General features: G+C 46.9%; 22 protein-coding genes. 15 read left to right on the top strand and 7 right to left on the bottom strand.

What is annotated here, in order from left to right; translation table 11 throughout:
• The first annotated feature begins 143 nt into the window (after positions 1-143).
• Complete coding sequence (locus Q9R23_RS09260) at positions 144-884, top strand: sugar nucleotide-binding protein (protein WP_290754690.1); 741 nt, start codon at positions 144-146, stop codon at positions 882-884.
• A gap of 49 nt (positions 885-933) precedes the next feature.
• On the opposite strand, the gene Q9R23_RS09255 is transcribed toward Q9R23_RS09260, so the two are convergent.
• Entirely contained in the window at positions 934-2073 is a 1140-nt protein-coding gene (locus Q9R23_RS09255; protein WP_290754688.1) for a globin domain-containing protein, read from the bottom strand.
• 139 nt (positions 2074-2212) lie between these two features.
• On the bottom strand, positions 2213-3844 hold the full coding sequence (locus Q9R23_RS09250) for an ABC transporter substrate-binding protein (RefSeq protein ID WP_311246944.1): 1632 nt from the start codon (positions 3842-3844) through the stop codon (positions 2213-2215).
• 102 nt (positions 3845-3946) lie between these two features.
• Between Q9R23_RS09250 and Q9R23_RS09245 the strand changes: the two genes are divergently transcribed.
• Both Q9R23_RS09245 and Q9R23_RS09240 read left to right on the top strand, forming a co-directional pair.
• Complete coding sequence (locus Q9R23_RS09245; RefSeq protein WP_290754684.1) at positions 3947-5182, top strand: MDR family MFS transporter; 1236 nt, start codon at positions 3947-3949, stop codon at positions 5180-5182.
• 15 nt (positions 5183-5197) lie between these two features.
• The gene (locus Q9R23_RS09240) at positions 5198-5770 is read left to right on the top strand and encodes a GNAT family N-acetyltransferase (RefSeq protein ID WP_290754682.1); all 573 of its coding nucleotides are present in this window, start codon (positions 5198-5200) and stop codon (positions 5768-5770) included.
• Positions 5771-5830: 60 nt separating this feature from the next.
• Here the strand turns inward: Q9R23_RS09240 and Q9R23_RS09235 are convergent, their stop codons facing one another.
• Together Q9R23_RS09235 and Q9R23_RS09230 are read right to left on the bottom strand one after the other, a co-directional pair.
• Complete coding sequence (locus tag Q9R23_RS09235; RefSeq protein WP_290754680.1) at positions 5831-6589, bottom strand: hypothetical protein; 759 nt, start codon at positions 6587-6589, stop codon at positions 5831-5833.
• A gap of 1 nt (position 6590) precedes the next feature.
• Positions 6591-6914, bottom strand: coding sequence for a PadR family transcriptional regulator (locus tag Q9R23_RS09230; RefSeq protein WP_290754678.1), 324 nt, complete (start codon positions 6912-6914; stop codon positions 6591-6593).
• Between the two features lie 192 nt (positions 6915-7106).
• On the opposite strand from Q9R23_RS09230, the gene Q9R23_RS09225 reads away from it, so the two are divergent.
• Genes Q9R23_RS09225 through Q9R23_RS09215 form a run of 3 tightly spaced genes read left to right on the top strand, consistent with a single transcriptional unit; the run spans position 7107 to position 9374 of the window.
• Positions 7107-7721: a GntR family transcriptional regulator gene (locus Q9R23_RS09225; RefSeq protein WP_311246943.1), complete on the top strand. Its 615-nt coding sequence runs from the start codon at positions 7107-7109 to the stop codon at positions 7719-7721.
• The gene (locus Q9R23_RS09220) at positions 7721-8653 is read left to right on the top strand and encodes a DMT family transporter (RefSeq protein ID WP_290754674.1); all 933 of its coding nucleotides are present in this window, start codon (positions 7721-7723) and stop codon (positions 8651-8653) included. Before Q9R23_RS09225 ends, Q9R23_RS09220 begins: the two co-directional genes overlap by 1 nt.
• Positions 8654-8669: 16 nt before the next feature.
• Positions 8670-9374, top strand: a complete 705-nt coding sequence (locus Q9R23_RS09215; RefSeq protein ID WP_035408116.1) for a DUF554 domain-containing protein — start codon at positions 8670-8672, stop codon at positions 9372-9374.
• Positions 9375-9418: 44 nt separating this feature from the next.
• Here the strand turns inward: Q9R23_RS09215 and Q9R23_RS09210 are convergent, their stop codons facing one another.
• Positions 9419-9889 carry an NUDIX hydrolase gene (locus Q9R23_RS09210; RefSeq protein ID WP_311246942.1) on the bottom strand — a complete coding sequence of 157 codons (471 nt, stop codon included), beginning with the start codon at positions 9887-9889 and terminating at the stop codon, positions 9419-9421.
• A 5-nt stretch (positions 9890-9894) separates the two neighbouring features.
• Entirely contained in the window at positions 9895-10638 is a 744-nt protein-coding gene (locus Q9R23_RS09205; RefSeq protein ID WP_311246941.1) for an arylamine N-acetyltransferase family protein, read from the bottom strand.
• 183 nt (positions 10639-10821) lie between these two features.
• On the opposite strand from Q9R23_RS09205, the gene Q9R23_RS09200 reads away from it, so the two are divergent.
• From Q9R23_RS09200 to Q9R23_RS09190, 3 genes are read left to right on the top strand one after another with little or no spacing between them, the layout of a single operon-like run.
• Entirely contained in the window at positions 10822-11742 is a 921-nt protein-coding gene (locus Q9R23_RS09200; protein ID WP_311246940.1) for an ABC transporter substrate-binding protein, read from the top strand.
• A 58-nt stretch (positions 11743-11800) separates the two neighbouring features.
• Positions 11801-12784, top strand: coding sequence for a FecCD family ABC transporter permease (locus Q9R23_RS09195; protein ID WP_396136367.1), 984 nt, complete (start codon positions 11801-11803; stop codon positions 12782-12784).
• Positions 12781-13749: a FecCD family ABC transporter permease gene (locus Q9R23_RS09190; protein ID WP_290754666.1), complete on the top strand. Its 969-nt coding sequence runs from the start codon at positions 12781-12783 to the stop codon at positions 13747-13749. Before Q9R23_RS09195 ends, Q9R23_RS09190 begins: the two co-directional genes overlap by 4 nt.
• Before the next feature lie 105 nt (positions 13750-13854).
• On the opposite strand, the gene Q9R23_RS09185 is transcribed toward Q9R23_RS09190, so the two are convergent.
• Positions 13855-14430, bottom strand: coding sequence for a hypothetical protein (locus tag Q9R23_RS09185; protein ID WP_290754664.1), 576 nt, complete (start codon positions 14428-14430; stop codon positions 13855-13857).
• A 75-nt stretch (positions 14431-14505) separates the two neighbouring features.
• Between Q9R23_RS09185 and Q9R23_RS09180 the strand changes: the two genes are divergently transcribed.
• The 6 genes from Q9R23_RS09180 to Q9R23_RS09155 all read left to right on the top strand — a co-directional run bounded on the left by Q9R23_RS09180 (position 14506) and on the right by Q9R23_RS09155 (position 20141).
• Complete coding sequence (locus tag Q9R23_RS09180; RefSeq protein WP_394679490.1) at positions 14506-14838, top strand: hypothetical protein; 333 nt, start codon at positions 14506-14508, stop codon at positions 14836-14838.
• A 394-nt stretch (positions 14839-15232) separates the two neighbouring features.
• A complete protein-coding gene (locus Q9R23_RS09175; protein ID WP_311246939.1) occupies positions 15233-16918 on the top strand; it encodes a GIY-YIG nuclease family protein in 1686 nt (561 codons plus the stop codon).
• Between the two features lie 638 nt (positions 16919-17556).
• The gene (locus Q9R23_RS09170; RefSeq protein ID WP_214853612.1) at positions 17557-18462 is read left to right on the top strand and encodes a methyl-accepting chemotaxis protein; all 906 of its coding nucleotides are present in this window, start codon (positions 17557-17559) and stop codon (positions 18460-18462) included.
• 119 nt (positions 18463-18581) lie between these two features.
• Positions 18582-19070, top strand: coding sequence for a GNAT family N-acetyltransferase (locus Q9R23_RS09165; RefSeq protein ID WP_214853615.1), 489 nt, complete (start codon positions 18582-18584; stop codon positions 19068-19070).
• A 34-nt stretch (positions 19071-19104) separates the two neighbouring features.
• The gene (locus Q9R23_RS09160; RefSeq protein ID WP_290754661.1) at positions 19105-19683 is read left to right on the top strand and encodes a GNAT family N-acetyltransferase; all 579 of its coding nucleotides are present in this window, start codon (positions 19105-19107) and stop codon (positions 19681-19683) included.
• On the top strand, positions 19665-20141 hold the full coding sequence (locus tag Q9R23_RS09155) for a GNAT family N-acetyltransferase (protein ID WP_214853618.1): 477 nt from the start codon (positions 19665-19667) through the stop codon (positions 20139-20141). Before Q9R23_RS09160 ends, Q9R23_RS09155 begins: the two co-directional genes overlap by 19 nt.
• The last annotated feature ends 2 nt before the right edge of the window (positions 20142-20143 follow it).

The following is a 20143-nucleotide window of genomic DNA, read 5'->3' as shown; positions in this document are numbered from 1 at the left end:
GATAGCAGGCGCTTTTTTCATTTGAGTCATGACTGGTCGTAGAAGAATAACCTCAGATTCGTTAATTCAGCGATTCGCGTGTAAACTGAAGTAGCAAGTGGTTTTATGATTTTTTCGATCGAAACTAAGGGGGATGAATCACCATGAAAACGATTATTACAGGCATGAATGGTACGGTAGCGCCTGTCGTTGCGGACGTCTTAGCAAAGCACGACATCGAGACAGTCGCGTGGGATCGGACAAAAGTCTCAACGACTGACGAGTCTCAGATGCGGACGTTTTTAGAAACGGAACGACCGGATTATTTCCTACATATTGGGATGGGGTCCGTCAGTTGGACGGAATCGCTCGTCCGTTTGTGCCAGGAATATCGGATTCCGTTCTTTTTCACGAGTACAGTATCTGTTTTCTCGGACGACGTACCAGCACCGATTGAAAAGGACGCTGTGCCGGATGCGAGCGATGAGTATGGTGCCTATAAGATTGCTTGCGAGCAAGCGATTCAAGCAATTGATCCTCAAGCAAAAATCGTCCGGATCGGCTGGCAGATCGGGACGGAGGCAGGTTCGAACAACATGGTCGACTTCTTCACGAACGAGATGAAGCAACACGGTGTCATTCAAGCAAGTCGAAACTGGTATCCGTCGAGTTCGTTGCTTGAAGATACAGCAGAAGCGCTCGTTACGATTTTACTCGAACAGGAAGCAGGTCTCTATCAGTTGAACGGAAACGATCGTTATTCGATGTACGATTTAGCGCATGCCTTAAATACACTCCACGCGAAAAACTGGACGATTGAACCAGTCGATGAACCGCGCCGAGATAACCGGATGGCGACAGATGTCGTTTTGGTCCGTCCGTTGTCAGAACGATTGCCACTCTAATCAAACATCCCGCTCTCCTTGACGTGTATCAAAGAGAGCGGGATGTTTTTTACTGCGTGACTGGCGTTTCCGCGGCAAAAGCGAGTGCCGGTCCAAAGATTTCGTAATGCAGTTTGTCTGAAGACGCCGTAAAGTGTTTAATGACGTAATGAATCATTGCTTCCGGACCACAGACGTATGTCGGATCCGTGATGCTTGCGATGACGTCTTTCGGCAGACGACCCGCTTGATCCGTCGCCTGGTGCTCTGCGTAACGAATGACGCGAGCGCCACGCTGCTCGAGTAAGGCAAGTTGTTCTGTAAACGGACGATTGCGTTCATCTTGGACGGCGTGATGTAACGTTACCTGTCGACCAGCAGCTAACGCTTCGTCTGCCATTGCAAGCATCGGTGTGATGCCGATTCCACCAGCAATCAGAACGACGGGTTCACCTGATGCATCAAGCGTGAAGGCACCTGCTGGCGCACTGATCAATACCGTGTCACCGACTTGCGCTGCATGTAAGTAGTCCGAGACGATGCCTTCTCGTTTGACACCAATCATATAAGTCGTCGTGTTTGATGCCGTCGTCAGACTGTATTGACGATTGTGCCATAAGCCGTCGCTATCCTGAATCCGTACCGTGATGTATTGCCCTGCTCGATAATCAGGGAGCGGACCGTCCGTTTTGAAAGTCAGCGAGCGGATGCCGTCTGCTTGTTCCTGGATATCTGAAATCTTGACGGACTGATAACCGGAAAAGTCTTTCGCCTGTTCGTCCTGCGCGTATAGTTCGGCTTCGAGTGTGATGAACAAATCGGCAATCTCCCCGTACGCTTCGCCCCATGCTTGCAGGATTGCAGGCGTTGCGGCTTCCCCTAAAACGTCTTGCATCGCTCCGAGTAATTCTTGACCGACGAGTGGATACATCTCCGGCTTGATTTGTAGACTTCGGTGCTTATGGAGCACAGGTAATAAGACCGGTTTTAACGTCTCGAGTCGATCGATGTGAGCAGCAGCGGCATACACGGCTGTAGCGAGTGCTTGCGATTGGCGGTCGCTCCGTTGATTCGATTGATTGAAGACGTGTTTCAGTTCCGGATGAGCTTGAAACAAGCGCTGATAAAAGACTTTCGTGATCGCGGCACCGTGCGACGCAAGGACGGGAACCGTCGATTGAACGATTTGAATGGTAGAGGTTGATAACATAAGACCACTTCCTTTTCACTAAGTAATGAAGACAGTCTTAGTATTTCGTAGCCTCGTCATTAATACAACATTTAAAATACTAGATTAAAGAATATCGTGCGTTTTGTCACAAGCAAGTCAAAATATCGACAAGGATTCGTCACGATTGATTGGAAATCCAGAGCTTTGAGAAATCAAAATAACCGAACGAGTCGATCGTGATATTTTGCAGCTCGATCGGATACGGAATTAGTCGTGTATCGTGATAGAACGGGATGAAATACGATTCGTTAATCAAGTAGCGTTCGATCGTTTGATGAATCGGAAGCCAGTCTTCGAACGGTGTCTTGTCGTATTGTTCGATCCATTTCAGCATTTCTGGCATCTGCTGAAATAGTCGGATTGGCGGTGAGAACGTATTCGTCATGAACTGATAGAAGGCGAACGGTAGATTTCGCTCGAACACTTCAGCATGGACAGCGAGATCGATCGTGTCGTACGCATGAAACTCCGTAATACTCTCTTTAAATCCGACCTCGACGAACTCGTACGGAATTCCGTCTTGATCGAACCGTTCGCAGAGCCAACGTGTTACTTTGTCCGTGAAATCGGTCATCTTGATTCGAATCGGTAGCGTGAATAAGACAGCGGGACCGTCCGGGACAGTATACGGTTGACTATAGGACTCGAGAAAACCACAGTCGTTCGGTTGTGCGCGTTCCTCAAACGCATGGATGTTACCACGGATTTCTGCAACGAGGCGATGGATGTAATGTCGCGCTGCTACCGATTCGAATGGTCCGCCAACACGCGGATGGAGAAAGACGAGTCCAAAGCCGGATTGCGTTGCGATCGTATCGATCGGACTGGAGTCAGAAGCCGACGTCCGGTAGACCGGGTCGTACTGCTCCGGCATCTGGATGAACTCAATCCGGTCGAGAAGAGCACGGATCCCAAAGTAATTCGGAAATGCCGTTAGAACAGTTTTCTTGTCGTCATGTTGCGCGAGTTGGAACGGTCCCGTACCGATACCGTCCTTGATGATGCTCGTATGAAGTGAGGCAAGTTGCGGCAAAATCGAACTCCGGCGCTGATCGAGTGTGAGGTCGACCCGGTACGGACCGTTTGAGACGATGTGTTTCACGTGCCGATAGGAATAGGCATAAGCAGGATAAGCGATTAAAGCACGCAGGCTCTTCGTTACTTCCTTACTCGTCAGGAGCGAACCGTCATGAAACCGCACATCCTTGCGTAAGAAGAGACTGAGCGTCGGACCGTTCCAGATATAGTGATGTGCCAGTTCACCCTGGATGTTTCCGTCAGCGTCAATCGTAAACAGGCGGTTGAAAACGTTTTGGACAAGATGTGCACTATGGATGTCTGCTGCTTCTAACGGGTGTGTCGTCAGGAAGTTGCGTTTTCGCGGAATCAGTAAAGCATCAGACGTCGTTTGCGTATAGCCAAACTTTCGCTCGAGTTGGCGCATGAACCGTCCTGCTTGCGCCGGTGACCAGTCCCACGTCAATTCCTCCGTTACTGATTCGATTGAGTCACGGTCGATTCGCTCGAGCATCCGTTTCGCATACTCCCGTTCGACGTGGCGTAACCAGACAAGTTCACTTAAGTTACCTCGGCCACGACCACTCGTATAGTCAATCCAGCCTTCAGCCTGCCATTTATTGAGATATCGTTTTGTTTGTTTAGGACTTAAATGGATGGCGTCAGCGAGTGTCGCAATCGAGTAGTTTCCATTTCGGCAAGTCTTCCATAACATAAAAAGATAAGCATCCATCTCATTCATCCTCCTTAAAAGGGGACATCTTTTTTGAATGACGTCCATTTTTCTTATGTATTGTCTTGTTTATGATACAGGTAGAGAATGGAAGGTGACAATATGAAATGGAAAGAAATACCGAAACCAATTAAAGTACGTCTCATCACATCGTTTTTCAACCGGGCTGTCTCGTTTTCGATCATGCCGTTCATGGCCCTCTTATTCGTCAAGGCATTCAACGAAGTCGTTGCTGGTGCATTTTTAATTGCAATGGTCTTCGTTAGCTTCGTCACCAATCTACTCGGCGGATATCTCGCTGATCGTTTTTCACGTAAACGCCTACTCGTCACGACATCGATGTTAACAGCACTGACGTTCATCACGATGACGATTTCGTTGACGCTCGACTGGATGCTGCTGTTCATGGTCATCTACGCCGTCTTCTCAGTGACGAGCAATCTCGGTCGCCCGGCGATGAGCGCCATCATCATCGATGCGACGACGAAGGAAAACCGACAAGCGGTCTACGCGCTCGACTACTGGCTGATCAATCTCTCGATTACTATCGGAACGGCGCTCGGTGGCTGGCTCTACGTCAGCAACCAATTACTCTTGTTCTGGATCTTGAGCTTCACGTCGTCTGTCTTACCGATCGCTTACTACCTATTTCTCGAAGACACGCCGCGGACTTGGCAGCGCCAAAAGCTACGTGGCGTTCTCAGCGATATCTTCAACAGTTATCAACTTGCTTGGCAAGATCGTCCGTTCGTCAGAGTTGTCTTTGGTTCAATGTGTATCTTAGCGGCTGAGTTTTCGATGGGGAGCTACGTTGCTGTCCGCCTCGCCGATTCGTTCGAACCGCTCGCATTTGCCGGTTGGTCAATCAATGGGGTCCGGATGATGAGTATTATCAATATTGAAAATACGTTGCTCGTCGTCACTTTGACGTTCATCGTCCAGCGACTTGCGAAACGATTATCACCACGGCGAACGCTTGCAGCAGGTCTCCTTCTTTATTCGATCGGCTACGTCGTCGTAACGAGTGCCAACAGCATGATGGCACTGATGGTCTTCATCTTTATCGCAACGATTGGCGAGTTACTCTACTCCCCGGTCTTGAACACACAAAAAGCGAACATGATGCCGGCGGATCAACGCGGGGCGTACTCAGCCTTCGCGGGAACGTCGTTTGCTGGAGCCGACCTGCTCTCACGGTCGACGATTTTAGTCGGGACATTCTTGATCCCGTCGATGATGAGTGTCTATCTCGGACTGATCCTGTTGACAGGCTTCGGATTGGTCTACACGAGTCTTTTCGTGAAGGAATCGGTCGAACGACAGCGAAACGTATCTTAATAAGGGGGAATCGAGATGAATTTACCAGATACACTAGAAACACCACGACATTTATTGCGCCGCTGGCAAGAAGATGATGCAGCAGCACTGTATGCGTACGCAAAGGATCCAAATGTCGGACCGAAGGCAGGCTGGGCACCACACGTGTCAGTTGACGAGAGTCGCGAAGTCATCGGAATTTTTCAAGGGTCGCCCGGCGAGTATGCCGTGACGGATAAGACAACCGGTGAAGTGATCGGGAGCTTCGGTTTTCACTTTAATCGTCGCCCGGATGAGTCGATCACGCATGACCGTCAAGTCGAGATTGGTTATGTCCTCGCTCCTGACTACTGGGGAGATGGACGGATGCCGGAGATCGTCGAAGCGATTCTTGATTTCATCTTCCGTGAGTTACCAATCGATATCGTCTGGTGCGGACACTTTGATTTCAACGATCAATCACGCCGTGTCGTTGAGAAACTCGGTTTTACGCCTGTTCTTGACCGACCATTCGTATTAGAGCGAATCGACGGTCGGACCGTGACGAGCCATGTCTACAACTGGACGCGTGAGCGGTATGAAGCAAAGAACGGGATGAAGAATACGTAATACATCAAAAACGACCTCAGCGCTGAGGTCGTTTTTTGGTATCAGAATTAAATAGATTCTTTAGAGTTTTGTATTTTTTGACTGATCTTGCTTAGATTTTCGGAGAAAGATAACTGCAATCGTAATCGAGGTCAAAACATAACTCACGAGGACGGCGGTAATCTCTGACAAATTAAATACAAACAAAAGCAGCAGTTGAGGCACGAAAAAGATGGACACTGCAATCGGTAAAATCCATGTCTTCGTCTTCCATGCCGTGACGAGAATCCAGAGAATCAATAGGGCACCAACCATCCAGCTGACGCTTGGGGATAACGTGATCTTTTGTGAATCGACAAGTCCGTTGACGATCAATAGTCCGATGATTAACAGAAAATGAATACTACCATGAATACCATAACGCATGATACGAGGGCGCGCGCCATCACGCAAAGCATCTTGACGGAAGAGAAACGCCAGGGTGGTCAGGTAAACGGCACTAATCAACAGGAAACCGCCAACGAGCAGGATACTGAACGTCGTTGTACCATTCAAGAGGTTTTGGAGATAGAGAAAACTGGATGCGCCGAGAAAAACTTGCAAGACGATCCAAAACGCTTCTTTTGGATCAAATGCCATCTCTTTAGATATCGATTGGATGTAATCGGCGGGACTATCACCCGTGATCGCGCGAACGGATTTTCCGTCTGCTTCCGCTTCGATCAGGTGATCTTCGAGTTCGTTGACAATCTCGTTCGTCGCCAGTTCATTTTTACCCGAAGCAAGTAGGTATACCTTTAAGTCTTCCAAAAATCGTGTTGATTCCGTCGATAGGGTCATCTCATTCGTCCTCCTTTAAAATGCTTTCGACACTCGTTGAAAGGTGATGCCATCTTTGTTTGAAAGCGGCGAGTTCTTCAACACCACTCGTCGTGATCGAATAATACTTTCGTTTTGGACCGGTCGGGGAGACGCGAGAGGTTGCTTCGATCCAGTCCAGTTTTTGCATCCGAATCAATAGAGGATAGATCGTTCCCTCACTGATGTCGGCGAAACCGTACGCTTTCAGTTTCGTCGCCAGTTCATAGCCATAAATCTCTTCTTCCGCAATCAGTGCGAGTAAGCAACCGTCGAGAATTCCTTTTAACATTTGCGTCGATGACATCCGCATCTTCCTTTCGCTACTTGGTATTACAAGGTAATGATACGTTATGCTATTTTGTATTGCAAGGTAGTGAGTAAAATAAATCCAATGAATTTTAGGATGGTGCTTTCACGATGAATTGATATGTAATATATTACTTGTACGAAACCGACAAATGATTTAGCCATTGCACGACTTCCTTTAAGTGAGGAAGTGTATCGACGCTTGCAACACCACATCATCACCTTACGTCTTGCCCCAGGAGAAAAGGTGAACGATCAAGCACTCGCGGAAGCGTTCGGTGTCAGTCGGACACCGGTCCGCGAAGCCTTGAAACGACTCGAAGAGGAGGGATTGATTTTAGCAAAACGGGGTTCACGGACGATCGTGACGGAACTCGATGCCGAACAGGCACAGCAAACCTATCCAATCATTGCGACACTGCAAGGGTTAGCGGCGCGTTTAGCAGGACCAATGCTGACGGATGACGATCTAACAAGTCTGAGGTCAATTCATCAACAATTCACGACGGCAATTGATCAGCAGGATACAGAGGCGGCACTAGCACTTGACGATGCCTTTCACGATGTCTTCGTGCAGCGCAGTCAAAACGATCAACTACGCGAGACGATCCGTCGGTTGACCCCGTTGATCCGCCGGCTCGAATATGCTCAGTTTGATCGTCTCGGACGCCAGTCGATTGCCGATCATGCAACGATTTTAGATGCATGTCAACAACAGGATGTCGAGCAGCTCGTCCAGGCGACGGAGCATAACTGGAACGGACTCGGGCGTCTACTCGTCTCGACATTAAAGGAGGAGAGCTGATGCGACCAATCATTTATGGAATTTTAGCGGCAATGTTTTTTGCGGTCACCTTCATCTTGAATCAATCGATGCAAGGGGCAGGCGGTCACTGGATTTATAGTGCATCGCTCCGCTTTTTCCTGATGTTGCCTTTCTTTGTCGTCATCGTCATGATGCGACGGGGGATCGGGCGCGTCTTCCAGGCGCTTCGAGCCGATATCGGCTTTTGGTTACTTTATGGAACGATCGGCTTCGGACTGTTCTACGGAAGCATCTGTTTTGCTGCTGACTACGCACCAGGCTGGTTGATTGCCGGGACATGGCAGTTGACGATTTTAGCGGGACCGTTGCTTGCCCCCTTGTTCAACCAACGGATCCCGTGGTCAGCACTGAAGTATTCCGTCCTGATCGTCCTCGGGGTCGTCGTCATGCAACTATCGGTCGCGGGAAGCCTATCGCTACAGTCGCTGTTGTTCGGAGCCTTACCGGTCCTCGTCGCGGCAATTGCCTATCCACTCGGGAACCGGAAGATGATGGAACGCTATGGGAACGAGCTCGATGTGTTTGAACGGATTCTCGGAATGACACTTGCCAGTCTACCGTTTTGGATCGTTCTTTCTGTGATTGCCTACATACAGGTCGGCTTACCGAGTGTCAGCCAAGTCACCCAGTCCGGTTTCGTCGCCTTATTCTCAGGCGTCATCGCAACGTCGCTCTTTTTCTACGCGACGTCACTCGTCCGGACAGAACCGGTCCGGTTAGCTGCGATCGAGGCAACGCAATCGTTCGAGATCGTCTTTACTGTTCTCGGAGAGATTCTTTTCCTTCACGCGGCACTACCAACGGGACTCGCAACACTCGGGATCATCCTCGTAATGCTCGGGATGACGTTACATAGTTTGAATCAGGCAGAGCGAACCGTCGTTCGTTCCACTAAACGAAAAATCAATTGAGAAAGTAGGCTGTCAGATGGTTTTAACAGGTACACTCGTCAATACCGTCCTGATCATCATCGGGACGTTGCTTGGATTAATGTTCCACCGGATTCCGGAACGCATGAAGGAGACCGTCCTGCAGGCGATTGGACTTGCTGTCGTCGTGCTCGGAATGCAGATGGGGATGAAAAGCACGAACTTCTTGATCGTCATCGGTAGTCTTGTTCTCGGTGGTGCAATCGGCGAGTGGTTCCGGCTCGATGAGAAACTCGACCGGATGGGAGCGTGGCTCGAACGTAAGATCAGTCGCGGTCGTCCGTCGAACATCGCGGAAGGATTCGTGACAGCGACGTTAATTTTCGTCATTGGCGCGATGGGTGTGTTAGGAGCTCTTGACGGTGGATTACGTCAGGATCACGACGTCCTTTATACGAAAGGATTGATTGACGGTTTTACGGCACTCGTCCTTAGTTCAACGCTCGGGATCGGTGTCATGTTCTCAGCGATTCCCGTCTTTCTCTATCAAGGGGCGATTGCATTAAGTGCCGTTGCGATCACGAAATTTATTCCCGACGCCGCGTTGCAAGAATTCATCTTAGAGATGACGGCGACTGGTGGGGTGATGATTGCGGCAATCGGTCTTAATCTCGCTGGCATCACGAAGATTCGTGTTGCGAACTTGTTACCGGGTATCGTCATCGTCGCAGTTATCGTCACCGGTCTCCATCTGTTCTCATGAAAAATCCCCACTTGTCCGATAACGGACGAGTGGGGATTTTCTGTTTATGTCTCGATCAATTCGTGTGTCTCGTAAGCAGTGATTGTATGTCCATCATAATGGAAGTCATGCAACAACGGTTGATCCGTTGACAAAGCGATCGGTAAGTAATGCCGGAGATTGCTGATGATTCCCATGTTATCATCGTTTATAATCCAGTCGAGCGATTTCCAATCGAGGATTCCTTCGACTGTCATGACCGGTGTTGGAAATGGACGCTCTTCTACATCAGTCAGGTAGAGATACATGCCAGACGTTTCTTCCCCGTGTAAGCGAACGATGCCTTTTGGTGTCACCGAATCTAACGGGATGCCGGTCTCTTCGAACGTCTCGCGGATGACAGCAACTTCCGGTGTCTCGCCCGGTTCAATCTTGCCGCCGACACCGTTCCACATGCCCATCGCTGGTCGTTTTTGGCGGTTGACGAGTAAAAAACTATCCGCGTGGCGAATTAAACAAAGCGTATATCGATCCATGTTCATTACTCCTGTCCTAAAAAGTGAGTCTGATACAGCATCTCGAATTGAGCGGGACCTGCGACCGGCAATTCGGTCGTCGTCGTGTCTTCGATTCGTAACGTCCGCTCGGTCAACGTCTTTTGACCGCTTGGAGTCCGTATTGCGATGAGACGACCTTTGTTGAACGGTGAAGCTTCGCTCTGCTGGATGATCTGTTCCATCTTTGATAAGTCACCCTTTGTAATTGCCTTCTCACGGTCGAACTTGTAGCCAGTCACGAACTCGGCTTGTCCTGTCTGCTGCATTTCGAGAACATCACCTTTGCCAATCCGGTAACTACCGCTAGCGGAATGAACCGTCTCCCCACTAAAGGGAACCGGAACGAGTGGTAAATTGACACCGAAGCCGGTATCAAGTAGGTGTGTCTCATTCCAAATGATTGCAACGTGTGTCGGTCCCGTCGCTGACCAGGCTGCGGATTTCTGATCATAGACGGTCGCTTGTACGAGGCGAACAGGACAATTCAGTTCTTGTAGGACACGATGCAGCAGTCCGTTCAAGTCATAACAGACACCACCACGTCGCTCCGTCAGAAACGTTTCAATGAAGCGCTCGTCGTTAAACGGACGGATTCGTTTCTCAAGCACAGTCGTATTCTCAAACGGTAACTGGTAGGCAAAGGCTTCGAGTAAGCGAGGTAACTGATCAAATGTGATCGTCTCAAGCGGAAATCCGAGCCGTTGTTCCAAGTCTTTCATCCAATCCATCTGTAATCCCTCCTTTATATACTACCTGATTATCCCATATTGCTTCAGAAAATGTGAATTCGAGCATATATTATCTGAAAATAAGGATAACCCTTTTGTTCGATGGGAATCTTTGATATGCTGAGACAGGATTAATTAAGAATGATTCTCAATAACGAATCACGAACTAAAGGAGGTCTCATCATGAGACGGAAAACTTGGATGACAGCGTTGACGCTCCTCGTGTTGAGCAGTTTGATGCTTGCGGCCTGTTCAGGTCAAGCAGAACAAACAAACGAAAAGACGCGGACGATTACGCATGAGGCAGGAAAAACGAAAGTGCCGGAGCACCTGAAGAAGGTCGTCGCACTTGAATACTCATTCGTCGATGCGTTAGACGAACTCGGCATCACACCGGTCGGAATCGCACAAGAAAATAAGACCGATGTCTCCGGATTACTCGGAAAAGACATCGCGTTCACGGAAGTCGGTACACGTCAACAACCGAATCTTGAAGTGATCAGTTCCTTGCAGCCGGATTTAATCATCGGCGACTTCAACCGTCATAAAGGAATCTACAAGCAACTGCAAAAAATCGCACCGACGATCATCTTGAAGAGTCGGAATGCGACGTACGAAGAGAACATCGAATCGTTCAAGACGATTGCGGAAGCAGTCGGGAAAACTAAACAGATGGATGACCGACTTGCACTGCATGAAGAACGATTGAATGCAGCGAAGAAAAAGGTGGATCCAAACGACGACCGAAAAGTGATGGTTGGTGTCTTCCGCGCCGATTCACTGACGGCACACGGTGAGACGTCGTTTGATGGTGAATTACTCGAGAAGATCGGTATCGAGAACGCTGTTACGAAAACAGCGGAACCTACCGTTACGATTACGTTAGAGCAGATGGTCAAATGGGATCCGGACGTCATCTTCATGGCGGAAGCCGATCCGAAACTGCTGAAGGAGTGGAAAAACAACCCGCTCTGGAATCAAATCACAGCGGTTAAGAACAAAGACGTTTATGAAGTCAATCGTGACCTCTGGACACGATATCGAGGACTTGATGCTGCAGAACAAATCGTTGACGAAGCGATTCAATTGTTACAACAGAAATAATGAACGACAAAAGCCGGAGCAATCTGGCTTTTCGTCTTGATGAAAGGGGAACCATCCGGTGCAGCGGAAACGTCTGATTTTTGTACTTCTATTACTCGGTTGCTTGGCGGTTTATAGTAGCCTGTTCTTTGGCATCACACAGATGAATCCGATTCACTTAGTCCAAGAGTGGATCAGTGGCACGACATCAAAAGCAGGGCTCGTCCTGACGAATCTGCGCTTGCCACGTCTCTTACTCGGATTGTTGCTCGGAGCGAATCTTGCCGTTGCAGGGGCAATCATGCAAGCCGTGACACGAAATCCGCTCGCTTCACCGCAAGTCTTTGGTGTCAATGCCGGTGCGTCATTTCTCGTCGTCTTAAGCCTGCTTGTCTTTCCGTCGCTCGGAACGGCTAATTTGATCTACTTCGCCTTTGCCGGTGCCTTAGTCGGTGGAGTGCTTGTCTTTTCGTTCGCCTCCGTTCGCGGGATGACAGCATTAAAACTTGCCCTCGTCGGGATGGCGATTCATCTCTTGTTAACGTCGCTGACGAAAGGCTTGATTCTCTTTAACGACCGGATCACGAACGTCTTGTACTGGTTGTCCGGTTCGCTCAGTGACGCGAACTGGCTTGAACTACGGATCGTCTTACCGTGGTCACTTGCCGGCTTGCTTCTTGCGGCGAGTCTCGCGAAATCGCTCGCTGTCTTCCAACTTGGACAAGACGTCGCGGTCGGTCTCGGTCAAAAAGTGACGCGAATTCGATTGCTTGCTGGGATCAGCGTCGTCTTACTCGCAGGGGTGACGGTTGCAGTCGCCGGAGCGATCGGTTTCATTGGATTAATGGTTCCGCACATCACGCGGCGCCTCGTCGGGGAAGATTACCGGATCGTTCTGCCGGTCGCTGCCGTCATCGGTGGACTTCTGCTGACGTATGCCGATGTCCTCGCGCGGTTCATCGCCTATCCGTATGAGTCACCGGTCGGCATCGTGACGTCATTGCTCGGTGCACCATTCTTCCTTGTTCTGGCACGTCGTCAGATGAAAGGGGGATTACGATGAAAGACATGCGTCGGATTTTGATTGTTACGGTGCTCGTGTTCTTCGCGAGTTTTGCCTTACTGTCGGTCGGCTCGATTCAGTTATCGTTATCGGATCTATGGCAGTCGTTCTTTGGTGGAAAGGATGCCTTCATCGTTCAAAATTATCGTCTGCCGCGAACTGTCCTTGCTTTCTTAGCAGGTGCGAGTTTCTCACTTGCCGGAGTCATCTTACAAAGTGTCATCCGTAATCCATTGATTTCGCCTGATGTGATCGGTGTGACGAATGGTGCGTCACTGTTCGCCGTCTTAACGATTGCCCTCGTGCCGGATGGTCAGCTCTTGTTAACACCAATCGCTGCTTTCATCGGAGCAGCACTCGTCATGCTGGCCTTAATGATGCTTGAGGGGGGCGGGAATGTCTCCCGCAGTTCGTTTGCGTTGCTTGGTATCGCGGTCAGCGCGATTTGTGCCTCCGGGACGGAATACTTGTTGATCAAGTTTCCACTTCAGACAAACGATTCACTCGTCTGGCTCGCTGGGAGTCTGTTTGGGAAAGGGTGGCAGGAAGTGATGATCTTAGCGCCCGTGCTCGTCGTGATTGGTGCAATCATCTTCTATCGCCATCGTCAACTCGATGTCTTATCACTCAGTGAAGAAGTCAGTATCGGTCTCGGATTACCAATTCGGCGGACGCGGCACATCTTCTTGGCGCTCGCTGTCGTCCTAGCTGGTGTTGCCGTCGCGACGGTCGGTGCGATCGGTTTCCTCGGTCTGATTGCCCCGCATTTGGCGCGGCGTCTCGTCGGTCATAAACATCTCGCCGTCTTACCGATGGCATTGTTGCTCGGCGGAGGGTTACTCGTCGTTGCCGACGCGCTCGGTCGGGGGATTCATCCACCACTTGAAGTACCAGCCGGATTGATCACAGCGATCATCGGTGTTCCGTATTTCCTGTATCTTTTACGGAGAGAACGGACGGCATGATGTTCGATCTACCAAAATGGAGTCCTAGCGATTACGCGAAGAACTCCATTTTTATGAAAGGAAAGAAGTACGCACTTGACGAATCATGGCGACATCTTTCTATATTTATTTGGCTTCAAGTTGGTTTGATTTTTCTACTTCCTCTTTATACTTTTCTAAAAATTCATCAACTGAAACGTTATTAGCGTTTGGATTCGATTCAATGGTTAATTTACTCGAAGAAACCGATGTGCTTTGATCGTCTACATGTGATGGAATTTCAAGTACCAATTGATCACCTAAACCCGTTTCAAGACCACTTTTTCCGAAGTTAAAAGTTCGTGTGACATACGCTTCAGCATAATTTTTTTGATTCTCTGAATAGACTTTGACATCAGAAATGTTGTATTTGAATGAATTCAGCTGAATTTTATCGACTTCCGTAGTGGATAGAAAAATCAATACAGCCTCGTCCCCTTCAGATAACTTTGAAAGGTTAGTATGTGCTAACGGAGTATTGTTTAAAAAATCTGCTTTTTGTTGCTCAAGCACTGTAGTGAAAAAATCGAAAGCTTGTTCCTCTGTGATGCTACTCTTAGATTTTTCTTGTGCAACATTAGAATCGGCAATCGCATTACTCCATAAGAAACCAGCATATAGGATGACACCTAAAGTGAGGGATGAAAAAATAGTTTTTTTCACGATCGCGACCTCTTTCTATTGTTTGATTCATGTTATTATATAACAAAAAAAACCAAAAAAGGAAAGGGTATAAAAATGAGTAAATCGAATTTTAAGAAAAAAAGGAAAAAGAAAGTATTGGCACTATTTTTAGGAGTCATAGCCCTCATTGTATTACTCATGCCTGTACTATCACCTATTCTGTTTACGGATGCTACGCCTAGAGGTGCTCTTAGACACGAACTATACAAACAAGGCTATTACTATCAAAATTACTTTGCGATCATTACGGAACAAGATCCTGTTGCAGAACGGTACCATATGTTTTGGTATGATTGGAAAAGTGAAACGGGAGGAACACCTTTTATCTGTTATTCAAAGAAGGTAAACGCGGAAAAGTATGCTGTTTCCTGCGGTACGGGTCCATAAGCAATATTTTAAACATCTTGATCATGCTACCAGTACATCGTATTTCATCGGTGTCAGGTAGCCTGACTTTTTTTATTTCATTGGAGCCGTCATAGAGAAATCTTTATACAGATCAAATTTCTGAACCTAGATTCAAGAAGATTTTTCCTACGATACTTCCTCGACTTCGAGTCGATAGACGTTGATGTATTGAGAGACGAGATAGGTGTTGATTGTAGCAGTAGTCTTTTTTACAATTGCATATTTATTGCTATTTCATTTTAAACTTAAATCTTTGTAAATATTTACATATTGTGAGAAGGTTTAAGTGTGAGGTATTTAATATATGATATTGGCTTTTATCAGTGAGTGAAACGAGTTCATCAAATATTATGGAGAAAGAAGTTGATATGATATGACGAAAGATAAATCTGGAGGAATGAAGGCAAAAGTTCCTTGGTATTTTAGTGGGTGGCTAATAATCTTGTTGATTCTGACTGGTGTTATAACGTTCGGTATAACTTCAATGATAGGTATCATATTATTGTTTGGCCGTCTCTACTATATCAAGTCTGAAAAACTAAAATCTCAGATTTCCGAAGCTGCTAACTTACAACAAGAAATCACTTCATTGAAAACAGAGTTAGATACGCTAGATATCAAGCGGAAAGAAATCCAAAACAATATTTCGAATTCTGAAGTCATCTTTGAAGAAAGTAAAGCACAATACATAAAGCAAATCCGTTCTGAGTTTGAATCTGAAGGAAAACGAATTATCGAAGAAATTATATCAGACAATCAAGAGAAAATCTCCGAGCTCCAAAAGTTCGCGGAAGAACGTGATGTTTTAGCGGTTGAAAATGAAAAGTTAAGCAAAAATATTAAATCTCAAAGTACAAAGCTTTCAAAATTGAAAACGGAGTTCAATGGTATTCGCAACTTAATTAGTATATTTCCTAAGTTGTTCAATGAACAAGATCTTCCGAATGAGTTAGATCTTCTATTGGCAGGTTATGATGAAGAAAGTATCATGAAGAGTTTGGTAGAGCTAGATTACCATTCTATGAATTCAAAAGAATTACGTAAACAGATTAATAAAATCAAAAAAGAGATAGCTACACTGTTAGACAGATACAAAGATCGCTATAAAACAAAAGCGAATCAAGCTATTTATCAGTTGATGGTGGTTGGCTTACAAGCAGAACTGCAAAATATTCTCTATACTCTCTCATACGCTAAGCATGAGGAGGCTATTGGTAATGCGAAAGCTCTAATTCGGAAATATTTAGCTATTTCAACTAACGGTAATGCTTCCATTTCACCTACAATCTCTAAATTTTTGGCAGAACTAGAGCCATTGTTCATCGAAGCGGTAGAGGTCGAGTACCAATATTACATTAAACGCGAACAGGAAAAAGAAGAACAACGTCTAATACGAGAGCAAATGCGTCAAGAAGCTGCAGAACGCAAAGAACTAGAAGCACAAAAGAAAAAATTAGAATCAGAAGAGGCAAAATTCGATGTAGAATTACAACGAACGAACGAGCTTATGATAAGCGAAAATAACCCTGACATTATTGCTCAACTGCAGTCACGCATTGAAGAACTTTTACAACAGCAAAATAACATCTTAGAGCAAAAAGAAGAAATTTTAAAGAGAGCGAACGGCAAGGCTGGTTACGTTTACGTCATCTCGAATCTAGGATCGTTCGGTCAACAGGTATTCAAAGTGGGAATGACAAGACGTATGAACCCACAAGATCGAGTAGACGAACTTGGGGACGCCTCTGTACCATTTAAATTTGATGTACATGCAATGATTTTCTCCGATGATGCAGTAGGTTTAGAATATCAACTTCATAAAGAATTGACATCCAAGCGATTTAATAAAGTAAATTTACGTAAAGAGTTTTTCGTAACAACAGTTGAAGAATTACAAACCTTAGTCGAAACAATCGATCCAACTGCTGAGTTCAAGACATCGATGATTGCACAAGAGTACTTTAGAAGCATTGAAATGGATGAAAAGGGAATTATGCCTACTGCTAGTATGTCCTTCGAAAAAAATGAAGTCGAAGTGAATGCGACTATTTTAAGTTAAAATGCTTCAAATAGCAGCATCCAGCGAACAACCTAGTATAATAATCATCATGTTTTGCTTAGTGATAAATGATTAATTCCATATTATTAATAGGCTATCTGACATCGTTAGATACGGTGTCAGGTAGCCTATTTTTTTAACTCGCTCTTAGTTGAACAAGTTAAATTATTTCTAATGTTTTAAGAGGTTTCTTGAGCTCCTAATGAAGGAAGTTACTCAGCTTTATGCAGAGCGAATTTCTGTACCTAGTTTCAAGAAGATTTTTTCTAAGGACGCTTTTTCTACTTCAAGTCGATAAACATGGATGTGTTACGAGACCAAACCCAATAAGTACGAAACCAAGCGGCATCCAGGCAGCGGGTGCGAAGATGAAACAGCCAGCCCTGACAAATGCCGTCCATTGACCGACATGAATCAAACGACTGAGTCACTACTGATGTCTGGGAATAAAAGACAAGTTTAAAAAAGAGGTGTAGGATAAGAATATTTAGAGAAATAACGTTTCATCCTATCGTTGTCTGGCTATATAAAAAGAAGATAAAAAATTTTAGTCATATATCTTTAATTCATACTATTCCGATTTGTAATATCTTGGATAGCCTGTAACTGGAGGTAGATGGCGAGAGGAGCTTGTAATCATGACCACCCAACTTTCAACCGACCTAGGATCCCAAGATATTTTAGCCTCCCTGCGAGATAATGTCGCAATGATTCGATTCGACCGACAACGTCGTGTCGTCGACGTCAATGGTTTATTCGCTAAGACGATGAAATATAAACGAGAAGAGATGATCGGGATGCAACACCATCTCTTTTGCACAACCGAATTTGCAATGAGTGACAGTTACCAGGCATTTTGGCAGAAGCTTTACAGTGGTTTCAGTACGGCAGATAAAATTGAACGAATCGATGCGCATGGTCAGTCGATTTGGCTAGAAGCTACCTATATGCCGATTTACGATGGAACGGAAGTGACAGGTGTCTTGAAGATCGCTTCTGATATTACTGATCGTCAGCAGACGATTCAAAAGTTTGCGACTTCGTTTGATATGATTGCTAGTGATTTGAATACGCGGTCAACGCATGGCGAGCGAGAAAGCGAAGCGTTACGGCGAACGATCGAACAGATGGCCGAGACGACCCGCGATAATCATCTGACGATTGAACGACTGCAGCGCCAAGCGCAAGACATCACCCAAGTGACCGAGACGATCAAAACGATCGCCTCACAGACGAATCTCTTGTCACTCAATGCATCGATCGAGGCAGCGCGAGCCGGTGAACACGGAAAAGGATTTAACGTCGTTGCGACGGAAGTCCGAAATCTCTCGAAACTCGTTGAACAAGCTGTCGTCGATGTCCGCCAGACGACGCAACGCATGAACGATGAACTGCAGCGGATTGCCCGTGCGATGACGCAAGCAACGAATGATGCACAAGCAAGCGTCACCGTCGTCGCAGAAACAGTTGATCGTTTCCATGACGTGCAGAGTGCGGCATCCACGTTGACGGAGACGGCGCGGGACTTTACACAAGTGATATAACGTTATAGATGATACACGGCATTCCGGTCGACTGGAATGCCGTTTTATTTTTGAAAGTCCACCCGTTCTTTGGAATAATATGTTAATATACTACAAAACGAAAAGGGAGCGATTTTCTAATGAACATTCGAACCGCCCGCCCTGACGATTTTCAGGCGTTGATTCCGCTATTCCAACAAATTCATGAGCAGCATGTAGCTTTACGCCCCGATCACTACCGTCCGCACGAGATGCCGGTTTCGGAAGACTTATTTTTGTCGCAACTCGACCGATCAGATTTCGAAATCCTCGTCGCGGAATACAAAGGACTTGCCGGTGTGATCGTCTTAAAGGAAGATATCATCGAAGGGAGCGGCTTCGTCTTTGATAAACATTACTTACGGGTCATCAGTCTCGTCGTTGCGGATACGCATCAGAAGCAAGGAGTAGGCAAGCGATTGATGCAAGCCGCTTACGCGCATGCGGAAACAATTGGTTGCGACCGGATCGAACTCGGCGTCGATGACGCCAATCAAGAAGCGATCGCCTTTTACGAGGCACTCGGAATGTCTGTCCGCTCAAGACGGATGGAATGGAACGTGACGTCTAGCAGGGAAACGACGTCGTGACGTCAAACAACAGTTACTAGAAAGGAGAGAGGTCATGTTCAGGTTACAAGTGTCCGATCACGTATCGCTTCAATTGTTCGAACGGCACCATGCGGAGACATTATTCGCCCTTGTCGATGCCAATCGCGCACATCTTCGCGAATGGCTCGGTTGGGTTGATGGTACAACAGATGCCATTACATATCAGGAAGTAGTCATCCCAGCATGGTTGCAACAGTTTGCCGATGGTAACGGGTTTACGTGTGGCATCTATCTTCAGGAGGAACTCGTCGGAACGATCGGTTTGCATGCAATCGATCGGCACCTCGGACAAACGTCGATCGGCTATTACTTAGGAGAAAAGGGACTCGGAAAAGGTATCATGACGGACGTCGTCCGGTTCGTCACGAACTATTGTTTCGAGACGCTCGGTTTGAACCGCGTCGTCATCGAGTGTGCGACGGGAAACGTCCGGAGCAGACGAATCCCGGAACGACTCGGATTCACGAAAGAAGGCATCTTACGGGACGCCGAGAAATTATACGGGACGTATCACGACATCCAGGTCTATGCGATGTTACGACGGGACTGGACGAAAACGCAGGAGGTGGCAGCATGCGCATCGAGCCAATGAAACAAGCGACCTATGAGGTGTATCTACCCGTGGCAATCGAGGGGTATGCGGCAGAGAAGTGTCGCGCCGGTACGTGGTCAGAGAACGAGGCGCATGATAAGTCGACAGAAGAGTTCGCGAAGTTGTTGCCTGAAGGTCTGAAAACGAAGAATCATTATTTGTTTACGTTTCGTGACGAGACAGACAGCGACATCGGAATGGTCTGGGTTCACGTAAAAGAAGAATCACGCGGACGTTCCGCTTTCATCTTCGATGTCAAGATTACGTCCGATAAACAAAACCAAGGGTACGGCAAAGAAGCACTCCGATTACTGGAAGTGATGTTAAAACGAATGAACGTCAAAAAGATTTCGTTACACGTCTTCGCGCATAACGAACGGGCGATTCATGTGTATAACTCGCTCGGGTATGAGAAAACGGATTATTATATGTCGAAACGACTAGATGATTCCGAGTAAAA

Origin of the sequence: Exiguobacterium sp. BRG2 (assembly GCF_031844245.1) — a bacterium.
Lineage (GTDB): Bacteria > Bacillota > Bacilli > Exiguobacteriales > Exiguobacteriaceae > Exiguobacterium_A.
This window is presented reverse-complemented; position numbering and strand designations above follow the sequence as displayed.

What these genes read in the sequence shown, in the direction of transcription:
- Q9R23_RS09260 (WP_290754690.1), top strand. Translation starts at nt 144, where the DNA reads ATGAAAACGATTATTACAGGCATGAATGGTACGGTAGCGCCTGTCGTT.
- Q9R23_RS09255 (WP_290754688.1), bottom strand. Translation starts at nt 2,073, where the DNA reads ATGTTATCAACCTCTACCATTCAAATCGTTCAATCGACGGTTCCCGTC.
- Q9R23_RS09250 (WP_311246944.1), bottom strand. Translation starts at nt 3,844, where the DNA reads ATGGATGCTTATCTTTTTATGTTATGGAAGACTTGCCGAAATGGAAAC.
- Q9R23_RS09245 (WP_290754684.1), top strand. Translation starts at nt 3,947, where the DNA reads ATGAAATGGAAAGAAATACCGAAACCAATTAAAGTACGTCTCATCACA.
- Q9R23_RS09240 (WP_290754682.1), top strand. Translation starts at nt 5,198, where the DNA reads ATGAATTTACCAGATACACTAGAAACACCACGACATTTATTGCGCCGC.
- Q9R23_RS09235 (WP_290754680.1), bottom strand. Translation starts at nt 6,589, where the DNA reads ATGACCCTATCGACGGAATCAACACGATTTTTGGAAGACTTAAAGGTA.
- Q9R23_RS09230 (WP_290754678.1), bottom strand. Translation starts at nt 6,914, where the DNA reads ATGTCATCGACGCAAATGTTAAAAGGAATTCTCGACGGTTGCTTACTC.
- Q9R23_RS09220 (WP_290754674.1), top strand. Translation starts at nt 7,721, where the DNA reads ATGCGACCAATCATTTATGGAATTTTAGCGGCAATGTTTTTTGCGGTC.
- Q9R23_RS09215 (WP_035408116.1), top strand. Translation starts at nt 8,670, where the DNA reads ATGGTTTTAACAGGTACACTCGTCAATACCGTCCTGATCATCATCGGG.
- Q9R23_RS09210 (WP_311246942.1), bottom strand. Translation starts at nt 9,889, where the DNA reads ATGGATCGATATACGCTTTGTTTAATTCGCCACGCGGATAGTTTTTTA.
- Q9R23_RS09205 (WP_311246941.1), bottom strand. Translation starts at nt 10,638, where the DNA reads ATGGATTGGATGAAAGACTTGGAACAACGGCTCGGATTTCCGCTTGAG.
- Q9R23_RS09200 (WP_311246940.1), top strand. Translation starts at nt 10,822, where the DNA reads ATGAGACGGAAAACTTGGATGACAGCGTTGACGCTCCTCGTGTTGAGC.
- Q9R23_RS09190 (WP_290754666.1), top strand. Translation starts at nt 12,781, where the DNA reads ATGAAAGACATGCGTCGGATTTTGATTGTTACGGTGCTCGTGTTCTTC.
- Q9R23_RS09180 (WP_394679490.1), top strand. Translation starts at nt 14,506, where the DNA reads ATGAGTAAATCGAATTTTAAGAAAAAAAGGAAAAAGAAAGTATTGGCA.
- Q9R23_RS09175 (WP_311246939.1), top strand. Translation starts at nt 15,233, where the DNA reads ATGACGAAAGATAAATCTGGAGGAATGAAGGCAAAAGTTCCTTGGTAT.
- Q9R23_RS09170 (WP_214853612.1), top strand. Translation starts at nt 17,557, where the DNA reads ATGACCACCCAACTTTCAACCGACCTAGGATCCCAAGATATTTTAGCC.
- Q9R23_RS09165 (WP_214853615.1), top strand. Translation starts at nt 18,582, where the DNA reads ATGAACATTCGAACCGCCCGCCCTGACGATTTTCAGGCGTTGATTCCG.
- Q9R23_RS09160 (WP_290754661.1), top strand. Translation starts at nt 19,105, where the DNA reads ATGTTCAGGTTACAAGTGTCCGATCACGTATCGCTTCAATTGTTCGAA.
- Q9R23_RS09155 (WP_214853618.1), top strand. Translation starts at nt 19,665, where the DNA reads ATGCGCATCGAGCCAATGAAACAAGCGACCTATGAGGTGTATCTACCC.